Annotated in this window: 15 protein-coding genes; 3 read left to right on the forward strand and 12 right to left on the reverse strand. The window is 38.2% G+C overall.

Annotated features, from left to right (window positions below):
• Window positions 1–4: 4 nt before the first annotated feature.
• Window positions 5–481, forward strand: a complete 477-nt coding sequence (locus Q9M50_12955; protein MDQ7091520.1) for a hypothetical protein — start codon at window positions 5–7, stop codon at window positions 479–481.
• A 20-nt stretch (window positions 482–501) separates the two neighbouring features.
• Here Q9M50_12955 and Q9M50_12960 read toward each other — a convergent pair whose 3' ends face one another.
• On the reverse strand, window positions 502–2,217 hold the full coding sequence (locus Q9M50_12960) for a transposase (protein ID MDQ7091521.1): 1,716 nt from the start codon (window positions 2,215–2,217) through the stop codon (window positions 502–504).
• A gap of 199 nt (window positions 2,218–2,416) precedes the next feature.
• On the opposite strand from Q9M50_12960, the gene Q9M50_12965 reads away from it, so the two are divergent.
• Both Q9M50_12965 and Q9M50_12970 read left to right on the forward strand, forming a co-directional pair.
• Window positions 2,417–3,403 carry a histidine kinase dimerization/phospho-acceptor domain-containing protein gene (locus tag Q9M50_12965; protein MDQ7091522.1) on the forward strand — a complete coding sequence of 329 codons (987 nt, stop codon included), beginning with the start codon at window positions 2,417–2,419 and terminating at the stop codon, window positions 3,401–3,403.
• The gene (locus Q9M50_12970) at window positions 3,384–3,890 is read left to right on the forward strand and encodes a HAMP domain-containing sensor histidine kinase (GenBank protein MDQ7091523.1); all 507 of its coding nucleotides are present in this window, start codon (window positions 3,384–3,386) and stop codon (window positions 3,888–3,890) included. Before Q9M50_12965 ends, Q9M50_12970 begins: the two co-directional genes overlap by 20 nt.
• A gap of 30 nt (window positions 3,891–3,920) precedes the next feature.
• On the opposite strand, the gene dapD is transcribed toward Q9M50_12970, so the two are convergent.
• The 11 genes from dapD to Q9M50_13025 form a co-directional block, all read right to left on the reverse strand.
• Complete coding sequence (gene dapD / locus Q9M50_12975) at window positions 3,921–4,739, reverse strand: 2,3,4,5-tetrahydropyridine-2,6-dicarboxylate N-succinyltransferase (protein ID MDQ7091524.1); 819 nt, start codon at window positions 4,737–4,739, stop codon at window positions 3,921–3,923.
• Window positions 4,740–4,811: 72 nt separating this feature from the next.
• Window positions 4,812–5,588, reverse strand: coding sequence for a M48 family metallopeptidase (locus Q9M50_12980; GenBank protein MDQ7091525.1), 777 nt, complete (start codon window positions 5,586–5,588; stop codon window positions 4,812–4,814).
• Between the two features lie 121 nt (window positions 5,589–5,709).
• Window positions 5,710–6,939 (reverse strand): hypothetical protein, encoded by a 1,230-nt coding sequence (locus Q9M50_12985; protein ID MDQ7091526.1) that lies wholly within the window; start codon window positions 6,937–6,939, stop codon window positions 5,710–5,712.
• A 40-nt stretch (window positions 6,940–6,979) separates the two neighbouring features.
• Window positions 6,980–7,804, reverse strand: a complete 825-nt coding sequence (locus tag Q9M50_12990; protein ID MDQ7091527.1) for a hypothetical protein — start codon at window positions 7,802–7,804, stop codon at window positions 6,980–6,982.
• The gene (rlmB, locus tag Q9M50_12995) at window positions 7,801–8,547 is read right to left on the reverse strand and encodes a 23S rRNA (guanosine(2251)-2'-O)-methyltransferase RlmB (GenBank protein ID MDQ7091528.1); all 747 of its coding nucleotides are present in this window, start codon (window positions 8,545–8,547) and stop codon (window positions 7,801–7,803) included. Before rlmB ends, Q9M50_12990 begins: the two co-directional genes overlap by 4 nt.
• Complete coding sequence (rnr, locus tag Q9M50_13000) at window positions 8,534–10,783, reverse strand: ribonuclease R (GenBank protein MDQ7091529.1); 2,250 nt, start codon at window positions 10,781–10,783, stop codon at window positions 8,534–8,536. The genes rlmB and rnr overlap by 14 nt, the downstream gene beginning before the upstream one ends.
• Before the next feature lie 172 nt (window positions 10,784–10,955).
• Window positions 10,956–12,122 carry a DUF6399 domain-containing protein gene (locus Q9M50_13005; GenBank protein MDQ7091530.1) on the reverse strand — a complete coding sequence of 389 codons (1,167 nt, stop codon included), beginning with the start codon at window positions 12,120–12,122 and terminating at the stop codon, window positions 10,956–10,958.
• Window positions 12,119–12,457, reverse strand: a complete 339-nt coding sequence (locus tag Q9M50_13010; protein MDQ7091531.1) for a hypothetical protein — start codon at window positions 12,455–12,457, stop codon at window positions 12,119–12,121. The genes Q9M50_13005 and Q9M50_13010 overlap by 4 nt, the downstream gene beginning before the upstream one ends.
• A gap of 177 nt (window positions 12,458–12,634) precedes the next feature.
• Window positions 12,635–12,946, reverse strand: a complete 312-nt coding sequence (locus Q9M50_13015) for an Hpt domain-containing protein (protein ID MDQ7091532.1) — start codon at window positions 12,944–12,946, stop codon at window positions 12,635–12,637.
• Window positions 12,915–14,027: a response regulator gene (locus tag Q9M50_13020; GenBank protein ID MDQ7091533.1), complete on the reverse strand. Its 1,113-nt coding sequence runs from the start codon at window positions 14,025–14,027 to the stop codon at window positions 12,915–12,917. Before Q9M50_13020 ends, Q9M50_13015 begins: the two co-directional genes overlap by 32 nt.
• A gap of 28 nt (window positions 14,028–14,055) precedes the next feature.
• Window positions 14,056–14,439 carry a transposase family protein gene (locus Q9M50_13025; GenBank protein ID MDQ7091534.1) on the reverse strand — a complete coding sequence of 128 codons (384 nt, stop codon included), beginning with the start codon at window positions 14,437–14,439 and terminating at the stop codon, window positions 14,056–14,058.
• Window positions 14,440–14,453 lie beyond the last annotated feature (14 nt).

The following is a 14,453-nucleotide window of genomic DNA, read 5'->3' on the forward strand; positions in this document are numbered from 1 at the left end:
TAAAATGAACCTATTTTCTTCAAAAAACAAAACCAAAGCCTCGCCATTTCAAAAAAGTTTATTATTTAAAATTCCAGCCGTTTTTGTTATTCTACTATTGCTCACCGCATCACTACTTTTTATGATCCTGAATACCGTGGGCAAAGAACTTCTACAAGAAGAAATGAATGAAGAAGTTCGACTAACAGGAATAAGGATTATTAATCGTTTAGATGAACAAATTAGCCATGCAGAAGTATTGGCTATTTCTTTAGCAAAAATTTCTGAAAAACTACCCACAGACAGTACGTTACACCAACAATTACTCCCCAATTTAATTAATTATAATAATGCCCAAGATTTTATTGCCGGTGGGGGTATTTGGCCAGAAGCCTATTTATTTGAAAAAAATACAGAACGACATAGTTTTTTTTGGGGACAAAATAAACAAGGAACGTTAGAATACTATAATGATTATAATGAGCCTGAGTATCTACTTTAAATTTCAGGGTAAAACAAATATCAGACCTGCAAACTTTGCGCTTTTTGAGCGATAAGATTCGCCATAGACGGCATTTTGAATTCACCACTAACTCGGTCATAAACATAATCATAAAAACTCACGGCTAGTTTTTTAGCCGTTTCAGCAAGACTCATAAAACTGTCTTTGATTTTCGTGCCTTTCTCATTTCGAGTCTGGAAGCTTATGTCTCGCGCACGCGCTTGTCTTCTTGCGCCGAGTTCGGCTGCATTATTATGTAATGGTAATTTCGGAAGTTCCAAAACTCGCAATAATTCGGTCTTTTTCGCCAGTGTTTTGGCGATGCGATCATTGAGGTCTTCATAATCGCTTGTGGTTGCAAACAATTCATTAAATCGCGTTAACAACCATGCCTTTTTATCGGGGCAGGGATTTTTTTGATAGTTAAGCAACTCCTTATAATACTCCCAATAGAGCCCTCGAAAATCGGCTAATGCTTGCTGATGTATTTCCAGAATTGGACGGAGTTTTTTGTAGTGGCGAGCATCGTGAATCCAGCATAACCCCAAATGTTCCGTCAGTAATTTGAATTGCGGCGCATCGTCTGCAAGCAAGGTTTCAATAACAGGAAAATCCGTTTGTTGCTGATAATAGGCAATGGCGCAAGCTTCGGTGACATGCGTTGCCTGTCTTACGCCTAAGGTATTTAAGATCGCTAAGTGCAACTTAAATTGCGCTTCATTCATCACTGTATTGACAGGTATTTGAGCATCAACTTTTACCCGCGCTTTATCAGCTAACTTGAACTCGTCAAGCAAGGATTGAGCCTGTTGATTGTAGATATAATGGCGTGGCGCATAATCGGTCAGCACGTCCAGAACCGATAAACGGTTTTTGTGTTTGGTGGTGAAATAAGCGGTAAACAAGTCGTTGCAGACCACCTGACAATAGTGGTTATCACCGTTGACTCGCGCACTGGTATCATCAATCTGCCCGTAATCACTGTTGAGAATACCGCTGCGATAAAGTTCGCTTTTTTCCTGATGCGCCCAGTCATAACCGTCTGTCCATTGCTGAGAAACATAAGTCGGCGACACTACAATGCCAATATTTTCAAAAAAACCGACCATGGGTTTTTCGGTCACGCCCATCATCTTAAGCATGGGAATCAAGCTACGAATTCCAATACCAAATTCGCCCTGACCTCGATCGCCTTCAGGCAATTGGGCGCGGTAATACTTATTTTCAGAAGGTGAATAAAAAATCTCACGGAGATACTTAATATTATTGGTTTTGATGACAATATCTTGAATCACCACTTCCGCAAAGCCTTTAGATACTAAGTCGCTAGGCAAGCCAGTTTTGTCGAGTAGGCATTTTAGCGTTTGGTCGATTTTAACTCGTGGGATCTTGGGTTTACGGCGGCGTTTTTTCTTATCCGAGTCCGTATTTTCAGTGTCGTTATTAGTTTCTTTTTGCGCGTCAACTTGTGCTTTTTTACGTTCGTCTTCGGATGAAATATCATCACCCTTATTATTTTTATTGGGTTTGATATCAGGCTTTCCCTGCTCACCTTTCAAGCGATTAACCTCGTCACGAAGTTGCTGTAATTCAGTTTCTAAAGACAATTTATCACTGGCTAAGCGTTCAATAAGATTGAATATTTTTTTGACAATATCCTGCGCTTCGCTACTTTCCATTTGAGCGATCGCTTGATAAATGGCGTTAGTTTCAGCCTGTCGGTCGTGGATATTCAAAGTATGTAAATGTTCGTTCTTTTATGATATGTTGTCAAATCTATTTTAGAAATTTTATCTTTACCCTGAGATTTAAAGTAGATACGAGCCTGAAACGAAAGGCTATCATCATGAAGAATGGTATGTTCCTGCTAAATATATAAATGCTGATGCGGTCTTTTGGTCAAAATCTTATGTAGATCCCTATTCAAATCAGCCGATGGTTACCGTCACCGCGCCTATGTATAAGGGTAGTGTTTTTTATGGTGTTAGTACGATTGATTTGAAATTAAACGGTTTAAAAAGTTTATTAGAAAACTCAACCAAAGCTTTACAGGGTTACGCATTTGCGCTTGATCGAAATGGGAAATTTTTATCATTTCCAAAAGAAAAATTAGTGACACGACAGGTTTCAGGAAAACTAGACTATCTTTATTTAACGGAATTCATTCAAACTCATTCCGAATTTACAGAAATAGCAACGGCTATTCAAAATTTAAAAAAACCAGAGGCCAGTTTAGCCCATCAACAACTTAGCCAAAAAATTGCGGATGAAAGCTATCAAATTAATCTTGATGAAGCGGCGGTTATTACAGATATTATTACCACTGAGAAAAATACGCCTTTAATTTTAAAGCCCACGCAGTTTATTTTAGACAATGATTATTTTCTCAATAGTCCAGTATTGGTTTCTATTGTTACGATGCCAGAAACGCATTGGAAAATTATTTTAGTCTCTCCATTGGATAAAATTGCTCAAGCAAGACATTTACTTTACTCACAATTAAGCGTTGTGATGATCGCTTATTTTACCTTTTTAACCCTGTTTATTTTAGGGTACTTAAATCGTGTTTTAATTCGGCCTTTAAGGAAAATATCAACCAGTAAAGAGGGTAAAAATATTTTTTTGAATGCCTCTAATGCCAGTGAAATTCAACAATTAGCCGATCTATTTAATCAGCGTAGTCAACAATTAACAGAGGTGAGTCGCGCAAAATCTGAATTTTTATCGAATATGAGTCATGAATTTCGGACACCGCTCAATGCCATTATGGGGTTTTCTCAATTACTAGAAACCAATCCACATTCAACCTTAACAAAGTCCCAGTTAGATTATGTGCATTATATTTATACGGCTAGTGAACATTTAAACACGTTGATTTCTAATATTTTAGAGTTTTTCAAAAATGGAAGCGGGAAAAATTGAAGCGAAAATGGACACGGTTTGTTTATCTTCCTCCATTGAACAATGTATTCATACGGCTCAAGGGGCTTTTAAGGATTCAAACGTTCGTTTTATTAACCAGATACCTGAAGAAACTTTTTTTGTTGAAGCCAATAAACGTTTAATTTATCAAGTCCTCTTAAATTTATTTTCTAATGCCATTAAATATAACCGCCCAGAAGGCACGGTTACCGTAAAAGCAAGCATCATCAATGAGCATATTGTTAAGATTTTTGTAACCGATACGGGCTATGGTATTAATGAAGCGGATATGAAAAAACTTTTTCAACCCTTTGAACGCTTATCGGCTAAAAATACGACGATTCCAGGAAATGGAATTGGGTTGAGTTTTTGTGAAAAACTCATGGCCTTGATGGAAGGCCGTATTGGTGTTGATACGGTGGTTGATGAAGGGTCTACTTTTTGGATTGAGTTAAAAAAATCATTGCCCCCCGTAGAGTCGGCTTAACCAACCCTACGAAGGTAGTAATATAAAAAATTAATCACGCAACAATTCATTCAATCCTGTTTTACTGCGTGTTTTTTCATCAACCTGTTTAATGATAACCGCACAATATAAACTATGTGAGCCATCTTTAGACGGTAAATTACCCGAAACGACAACCGACCCCGCAGGAATACGCCCGTAGGTTATTTCACCTGTCATACGGTTAAATATTTTTGTACTTTGCCCAATGTACACGCCCATTGAAATAACGGAACCTTCTTCAACAATAACGCCTTCAACAACCTCTGAGCGCGCACCAATGAAACAGTTATCTTCAATGATTGTCGGCCCCGCTTGTAATGGCTCTAAAACCCCGCCAATACCCACACCGCCTGATAGATGAACATTTTTACCAATTTGAGCACACGAACCGACCGTTACCCAGGTATCAACCATCGTTCCACTATCAACATAAGCGCCTATATTCACATACGAAGGCATCAAAACTGTATTAGGGGCAATATAACACCCATGACGGGCATTGGCATTCGGGACAACACGAACCCCTGCTTTTGCAAAATCATCGGGCGTATACGCGCCAAATTTAGTTTCAACTTTATCGTAATAACGATTTGCACCGCCTTCCATAACACGATTTTCATTAATTCTAAAAGAAAGCAAAACCGCTTTTTTTAACCATTGGTTAACAACCCATTCGCCCTCAATTTTCTCAGCTACACGCGCTTGACCGTTATCTAATAAATTAATAGCGTCTTCAATAGCGTCACGTAATTCGGCACCAACACTCGCTGGGGTAATTTCTGCACGGTTTTCAAAGGAATCATTAATGATTTTTTCTAATTCTGTCATAAGTTTTCTTAAGTGATAAAAGTTGGGAAATTTAATTATAGTACTGCGTCATCGTTAATAACCTTACGTCTTTTAACGATTACAATTAGGTCGAGTTCCTGCCGATTGTTGGTAGAGTTGTACGGCTTTCAATAAATGATTATTTAAATCTTGTATCCGTGTTGCATAAGCGGGATGAGTTGACATAAATTCGGGGGTTTGCTGTCCCTGACTAGCCCGACTCATTTTTTCCCATAAATTAACACTTTCTCTAGGATCAAACCCTGCTTTGGCCATTAAGTCCATCCCCATAATATCGGCTTCACTTTCATGCGTCCGACTATAGGGTAATAAAACGCCATATTGCGCGCCTAAACCTAATGCACTCAAACCGAGCTGACCTAAAGTAGACTGCGGAGCTATCGCACCAAGGATGTTTAATCCTTGTTTAAGCGCGCTTTCCTGTGAAATACGCTCATTACTATGCTTTGCTAAAACATGTCCAATTTCATGACCAATAACCGCCGCAAGCTGATCTTGATTATCAACCATTTGTATAAGACCGGTATAAACCCCAATTTTATTACCTGGTAAAGCAAACGCATTTAAGGTCTTATCTTCAAAAACCACCACTTCCCAACGTCCACCAACCTGTTGAACCAAGGCACTTGCAATACAGTTTACAAATTGAGTGTAGTTCGCATTTCGACTAATAGGTTGTTTAGCCTTTAATTCCTCAAAGGCTTGTTCTCCCATTTGATTCAATTCAGCATCGGGCATAAACGCTATTTGCGTTCGTCCTGTAGGACTCGTTGCGCAAGCTGTTAAGAGACAGCCAGCTAATAAAGGAAGTAATTTTTTTATAAACATAGCAGATGTCCTTTCTAGGAAAAAAGTAAAAGTGACCCTATTTTAACGTAACTTCTATTAAAGCCGTTAAAATTTTTCAAGAATTATTTTTAGATAATCGCTTCTTTTTTAATCAACTACGTTAATCAATGGTTTCGATCCAACTGCAACGCTCTTTGACAATTTCAGCCGTATCCGCATTACCAATACCCCGTGCAATTAAACCAATCACTCGGTCATCAGTATCATAGCCTATATGGGCATCCAAAGGGTTAGCGACTTTTCCAAGACCAAAAATATCAAATACATTGGCCACATTAATATTAATATTAGTGACTTCAAAACATAAGCGTGAGTCTAAATATTTGTCCACAAATTGAGGTGGAATTGCATAACTTAATAAATCATTAGGGTCGCTAAAAGCAATAATTGGAGTTTTTGATAACATACGTTCTGAATACAGTTTTCCCTTGGGCTGACAATACGCCGACTTTTGATTATTAACTTCAGGCAAGCTTCGTCCTAACTGTAACATCGGCAATTGATTTGACATCATGTAAAGGGGCAACTGTTTATGCTGTAATGCCAAGGCAATCATTTTTTGTTTTTCTGATATTTTCTGGGATTTATCTTTACTGCCTAAAATTTCAGCAATTTTTTGTAAGCCGTCAATGATAATTCGACTTCCTAGGCTATGAGAGACAAAAGCATAATGATCGTTAAGAATGCTCTCTATGGAGGATAAACTTTCGGACCAACAAGCCTTTGAGGATCCTTCGGGTAAATCGTCCCAATGACCACTGGCCATCCAACAAAATGACTGAATAAACGCCGTAAGAATATCTTCTCTACTTTCACCTAAATAGATAATAGGGTCAGGGGCGGTATCATTCGTAAACTTTTTCATTATGTCGTTAAGTTTAGTGCGACGAAATGAATATTCCCCTGAATTATCATAGGCGAGTATTTCTTTATGTTTGGCGGTAATCACTGACCACGTTAACTCATAAAACAATAACTCGCGCTGTTTTGATTTATCTAAAAAACGCTGAACTCTTAAATTCCCTAATTTTTTATTTTGATTACTCGGTGAGGTTAGTTCGATATTCTTATGTTGTTTTGAGGTCACCGATAAATCAAGTTCTTTTGCTAATTTTTCCGCAAACTCGGTGGCATAACCCGGTGAATGATCGCCAACGCCATGGATCATTAAGAGTTTAGTTTTTCCATTACGTGAATGATATAAGTTGGGTTTTAAGCCTTCAAATGCAGCCCCCCAAATTTCACAGAGTCTATCATCCTCGGCGGCTTGTTTTTCTAAGAAAGCTTCCGCCACACCTTTACCTAAACTAGCGCAACCAGATAACCCCATAAAAACCAATAATATTAGCGTCTTTTTTATCATTAAATGCTTACTTTTTTTGTTTAGTGAATAGATTTATTCGACTAAAAAATTTACTCGAATGGGTGTCTTGAGTAGCAACCTCTTGTTCCTCAACATTAATTTCCTCAAGCCATTGTGCTTGTTGCATTTGTAATGCTTCTGCTTTTTTCTGAATTCGTAATTTATCTTGATTATTAATATCTAAACGAATGAAATCACTGTCTTTTCTTAACATAAAACGAATGACTTCATCTAATAATTCATCGTTAATTTCATCAGGATCAAAAGCTTTACTGTAAACATTAAAATCTTCATGATTATTAATTAATAATTTAATTTTTGAATGATTCGTATCCGCTTCAAAACGAAACCGAACAGGAATTTTTCGAGTAATCGTAAATTGAGCCGCATCAACCCCATTTTTATTTACAAATTGGTTCCAATCAAAGGCTATATTTTTTGAATGTAAAAAAGCCACTTCACTTTCTATTCGACTACGCCCTTCCAGTCCATAATCAAATGAGCCTTTACCAACACAAACAAACGTAACATTAATCTGTTTAATTTTATCAAAATCAGAAAACCCGCTATAACCATCGGTATTTATTTGATAATCTTGTTGAGTCAATCCACCTATTTCTGGAAATTTTTGACTGTAATCCTCAATTTCAATGGCTTTTTCAAGATAGCCTAAATGCCCTATAATTTCTTTTAAAAAGGTAAATGTTTTTTGCATTTTTGGTAGAATCAGCTCTTGATACGCTTGATCTTGTTGCTGTTGTACTGTTGTCTCTGCAAATTCCGTTTCTTGCTTAAGATTAGCCTCATTTCTTAATTGGTTAATAATGCTCATGCGTTAATGCCTCGCTGCCTTAAGACCTCATAAATCATAATTCCTGCGGCAACGGATACATTAAGGCTTTCAACATGCCCAACCATAGGAATTTTTACTAATAAATCACAATGTTCTTGAGTTAAACGACGCATCCCAGAGCCTTCTGTTCCCATCACTAAAGCAAGAGAAATATTTAAATTAGCCTCAAAAATTGTCTCTGTCGCCTCGCCTGTTGAACCGACAATCCATATATTTTCAGTTTTTAACCAGCGTAAACAACGCGCAAGATTGGTCACTTGATAGACGGGGATGGTTTCTGCAGCCCCTGAAGCGACTTTACAGACCGTTGAAGTAATTCCACTGGCATTATCTTTCGTTATAATGATGCCATTGACTCCCGCAGCATCCGCACTACGAAGACAAGCCCCTAAATTATGAGGATCTTGAATTTGATCTAAAACTAAGAAAAAAGGCAGTCCATCAAGCACTCTAACATCATCTTTTAATTGGGCCTCCGTTTTCAAAGCGGGGAGCTGAACATTAGCAACAATGCCTTGATGGCTTTTACCGTCTGCAAAGCCATCTAACTTTTTACGGTTGCTGGTTTCTATGACAATATTATGCTGTCCAAGCTGCTCTAGTAATGCTCCGAGACGTTTATCTTGACGTTCTCTATCGACCCAAACCTGAATGATTTTATCGGGTGAATAATCTAATGCAGCTTGTACCGCATGAATACCAAAAAGTTTATTTAATTTCATTTTTAGCGTACTTTTTCTTATGTTTTTTACGACGGGTTGTTTTTTTAGCTTTTTGAATCAATTCAAAATCAATTTTCTTTTCATCTAAATTAACGCGAACTACCTTAATTTGTACGGTATCCCCTAAACGATAACGAATTCCAGTACGCTCGCCTTTTAATTGATGAGACGTTGGGTCAAAATGAAAAAAGTCTTGGGGTAAATTCGTAATATGCACCAACCCTTCAACATAAACTTTCGTTAATTCAACAAAAAAACCAAAGCCTGTCACCGCTGAAATAATCCCTGAAAACTCATCGCCAATTTTGTCCATCATGTATTCACATTTAAGCCAACTATTGACATCACGAGTGGCTTCATCGGCTCGACGCTCATTTGCAGAACAATGCTCGCCAAGTATTGACATTTCAGGAAAGCTATAACTAAAGTTCTCAGGGCTTTGTTGATTAATACAATGTCGAATCGCACGATGAACCAGTAAATCAGGATAACGGCGTATCGGTGAGGTAAAATGGGTATACGCCTCTAAAGCCAATCCAAAATGTCCTTTGGTTTCAGGACTGTATACGGCTTGGGACATAGAGCGTAATAAAACGGTTTGAATTAAATGCGAATCCACACGGCCTTGAACCGATGTGAGTAATTCCATAAAATCTAAAGGTGTCGGCTTATCCTCGCCATTTAGATGCAATCCCATTTCCCCTAAAAAGGTTTTTAAGGTCAGTAGTTTTTCAGTGCTGGGCGCTTCATGAATCCTTAATAATCGCGGCATTTTTTTACGAATTAGAAACCGTGCCGCCGCTCGGTTCGCACTAATCATAAATTCTTCAATTAATTTATGCGCATCATTACGTTCGATGGGAATAATATTTTCTATTTTACGATTTTCACCAAAAACAATGCGGCTTTCTTGGGTATCAAAATCCATTGTTCCCCGTTGTTCACGCGCCACTCGCATGGCTTGATATAACGCATAGAGTTGCTGTAAATCAGGGAGTAAGTCGGCGTACTTTTTAGCGAGTTTTTTATTGCCTTCAACCAGCAATTTAGCAACATCCGTATACGTCATGCGGGCATGTGAGCGCATAACCGCTTCAAAAAATCGTGAACGAACAACCTGACCTTCTTCATTAATATAAAGCTCGCAGACCATGCATAATCTATCGACATCAGGGTTTAATGAGCATAACCCATTCGATAAAACTTCAGGTAGCATCGGAATGACTTGCTCTGGGAAGTAAACCGAGGTACTTCTGTTTTTTGCCTCATTATCCACTGCGGTCCCTACTTGAACATAATGGGATACATCGGCAATAGCCACTAATAGCTTCCAGCCTTTGGGGGTTTTTTTGCAATAAACCGCATCATCAAAATCACGTGCATCTTCACCATCTATCGTAACCAACGGTGTTTCACGTAAATCGACGCGTCCTTCTTTCGCCTTGTCAGGCACATTATTTTTTAGGGGTTTTATTTCTTGTTGTAATTTTTCAGGCCATTGATAAGGTAAGTCGTGTGAACGAATAGCCACCTCAATCTCCATCCCAGGGGCCATGTGTTTACCCAAAATTTCAATAATTTTGCCTATGGGTTGATGGCGTTGTGTGGGTTGTTGAAGAATTTCAACCACCACTATTTGCCCTTTTTTTGCTTTTGCACGCCCCTCTTTAGGGATCAATATATCTTGGCAAATCTTTTTATTATCGGCACTAACAAAATAAAAGCCTTTTTCTTTTAAAAATCGTCCAACTATTTGGTGCGTATTGCGCTCTAAAACATCAACAACAGCCGCTTCTCGACGACCCTTTCGATCCATATTAGAGACATGAACTAACACCCGATCATTATGCATCAATGCACTCATCTCACGCGCGGATAAAAACAAATCCGTCGAGCCATCATCGGGCTTTAAAAAACCGAACCCATCGGGGTGACCTAAAACCCGACCTGCAATTAAATCTTGATTATTAACCTGACAATATTTCTGTCGACGATTAAAAAGCAACTGCCCATCACGCTCCATCGCTCGCAAACGGCGACGTAATGCTTCTCGATTATCCGCCGATTCTAGGCCAAATTTTTCAGCAATTTGTTTCCGCCCTAAAGGCTTCCCTGTCTGTTCAAGTAACTCTAAAATTAATTCACGACTCGGAATAGGGGATTCATATTTTTCAGATTCACGCTGAGCATAGGGATCCGTTTTTGTTTTAAAATTTATGGTTTCGTTTATGGTCATTTATTAAGTTAACTCTTACAGTCAATAGGACATTTTATCGTTAGATACGCTTTCTGGAATCATAGCATTATTAAACTATTTTTACCTGAGTTTTAAGTGTTTTTATCGTTTTAGTTGCAGCAAAGTTAATTTTTTCCATTTGTTCGATAATCTCATGCGTTTGGCTACCAATTTAAGACGGGACATCCAGCAATTTCAAAGGGTTAGAAAACACACGCTTTCGACTATTTCTAGGAAGCGGTAACTCGCCCATTTCATTCAGTAGCCATGAAAACAAGTCTGGAAACTCGGTATCAAATAAACGCATGGCGGCGGTTGTGCCATCCTCACGTTTGATTCCGTAGTTATGAATGACCGTCAACGCGTTTAATCGCTTTTTATTCAAACCTCGCCCATTGCGATACATTTGCGATAAACAGCCATTTCGCCCTTCCACCGCAGATGAACTGCGTTGAAACTGCCTTGCCATATGCTCCGCCAATGTTAGCCATCGCTGCATTTCACTGATTGATAACTTTGCACTAAATGGGTCTGATTTGAGCTTATCAGACGCGGTTTCCCAAGCTTTTCGATAGTTTTCCTTTGACCTGCGGCTTTTAGTTTGTTCCATTTTCTGATGCCAATAAACAACGGGTAATAATGTTGTGGTCAACCAATATTCGGTATCCGCATCAAGCCCCAAATTTTGCAAGGTTTCGCGTACCCAAAGCCACCAAAAACTGATGGATACCGCTAACGGTTTTATTTGATTACGAAACTTTTTCATCACGCCTTTATGATCGTTAATCCCTTGTTTTTCCGCTATTTTTTCAAAGGCTCGCGCTCTTAACTCTAGCAACTTCTCAACCTGTTCCGCATCGTTTCTACGACTATCATTGAGTGAAAAAGGATGAACTTCATCCGCAATCCCTTGTAAGTTTTCGTGATAATCTGTTTGTATTTTTTTGGCTTCTTCAAGCTCTTTTTCAGCCGTTATCCGTGTTGTTTTAAGTCCAATAATTTTCTGCATCGTTGCCGTTTTAGAAACAGTAGACTCTGCGGTTTGCGCCGCTTGCCGCTGTTTTTCAGCCCTTGCTGCACGCCTGCCGATTTTCGCGCCTAACCAGCGACTCATATCTTGTTGAGCATGAAAAATATCTGCCCCCGATTCGCACTTAAACCCCGTCACTGCCATTTTTATCAACGCCTTAGCGCGATCACTAATCGCATGATTAACCTCAATGCCTAATGATTCTAATCGTGGCGAAACCTTTTTATACCAAGTATCGTAGCACCTATCATCGCTAATATCTTCCAACAAAAGATAGCCAGAACGTAAGTCCATTAAAACTAAAATCATAAAGTTGCCGAAAAAGTCTCATCCAGCCCAGCAACAACTTTACGTGTTTGTTTTTTCACACTTTTTTCGCATTCTTGCTGAAACTGCGGCAATAAGACTTCCATTTTATTGATTTGAGTCCGCAGTGCGTCGGGTGATACGCCCACATGGGTGTCAATCCGTATCATTTTAAAAAACAGCGATAAAGTCTCTGCACCTACGCCTGCCTTTAATCCAAAGACATACAAGGCGGAAAACACCATTAATCTTTGCCAAGAACTACCTGCCTCGGTTTCCCATAATGATGATTCAGGATGTCGATTTCGCTTTGTTTGCGCTTGACGATGACGATGCACACTGCTTTTTGAGCGACCAACAATTGAAGCTAAGTTACGAACAGTTTGCTTGCCTGTTGTTGTAATTTCAGCGATAATTGCGTGACTAGCTGCGCGTATTTTCTGTGTTGTTCTGTTTTTTTAGTCATTAACCTATGATACAAGAATATCGCAGTTAGTTCTTTATTTTGTCCCGTCTTAAGTTGGTAGCCATGCGTCACCGTTTTCGGCCATCAATTCCATTTTTTTACACGCGTCTGATAAAAATAAAGCCCCGAGGGTTGCTGATTCTCCCTTCAGTCCATGAGCCGTTATTTTTAATAACGAACGATCATCCTCTTTAATAAGTTGATAAAGAGTTTCTATCCTTTTTTCTATTTCTATGAGTGTTATGGATATAATAGAATTAAAACGTTCAATACCCAACGACAATTTCAACTCATCCAGTACAGAAACAGCTAAAACTTCGATTGTCGTATTATTTTCTACACTGGGGTAACCACTTATCAAGTGCCAATTGAATAAGATCGGCTCGAATAGGTTTGGTTAAATAATCATCCATGCCCACCTTATAAGCTTTATCACTGACACCATTCATAACATTTGCCGTTAAGGCAATAATAGGGACTCTCTTTTTTTCCTGATTTTTTTCAAGCGCACGAATCGCTTGAGTCGCTTCATAACCATCCATGCCAGGCATTTGCAAATCCATAAAGATAAGTTGATACTGACTGGATTGATACGCATCAACAGCCTCTTGACCATTATTAACACACGTCGCCATAAAACCAAAATATTCTAAAATTCCCATAATAACCATCTGATTAATCGCCGTATCTTCAACGATTAAAATATTTTCAGAACGGATATTAGTTTCTTGTTCTTCTTCTAACGCATCAATAGGGTCTATGGTGTCTATCAAGATGCTGGGTTCATCAACAACGTTCACCAATTTTGAAACCATATTATATAAATCTGATGAACGGGACGGTTTACGTAAATAGCCATCAATTCCCATCTGTTGTAAATTTTCGGTCTTAATATCCTTATCCAAGGATGACAATAAAAGTGTTTTTATTCCTTTTAGTTCAGGGTCTGATTTAATTTTTTTAATCAATTCAATCCCATCCATTTCTGGCATTTGATGATCAATAATAGCAACATCATAAGCATTACTTTGTTGAGCGGCTTTTTTTGCTTCCTCTAAGGCTAAGGAACCTCTATTAACGGCGGTAAATGGCATTAACCAGTACTTAGCTAACCCACTCACTATTTTTAAATTAGTTGCATTATCATCAACTAATAAAACCCGAAAATTTTCCAATTTATGATCATCGATTTGCCCCAGATTTTCACCGAAAGGAAAGGTTAAAGAAAACCAAAATTGACTCCCCTCACCTAGTTGACTTTTAATCCCAATTTCGCCCCCCATGGCTTCAACTAATTTTTTACAAATAGATAAGCCTAAGCCTGTTCCCATATATTTACGCGTATCGGAGGAATCGACTTGCACAAACGGTTCAAACAAAGTGGCTTGATCGCTATCTTCGATGCCTATTCCTGTATCATTGACTTCAAATCGACACTGCATTTCATTAGACTTGTTCTTTAAGAAGAAGTTAATATATCATGTTAAAATTCCATAGGATAGCCGCTAAAAAAGAAAATAAATCTTTTACACCTTCTTTTTTATTTCTAAACTTGTCAACTAGGCATCTATATCTTTTCATTCCACCGATTACATGCTCAACAATGACTCTTTCACGACTCATCTCTTTGTTTTCTTTTTTTTGATTTTCTGTTAATGTTGGGTTTGGATTATGCTTAGATTTATTTGGTTTTTTATGAGGAATATTTACCGAATTAGTTTTATATTCATTATTAAACCCCAAATAACCTAAATCAATAAATATATTAAAATTACTAAACCAATTTAATTCTGGATTAAATTCTTTTTTAAACATTCCATAATCATGATTTTTACCTGGAAAATTAACCCCAATATATAAAATTAAAT

This window comes from Methylococcales bacterium (assembly GCA_030949405.1).
In the GTDB taxonomy this organism is placed as follows: Bacteria; Pseudomonadota; Gammaproteobacteria; order Methylococcales; family Methylomonadaceae; genus WTBX01.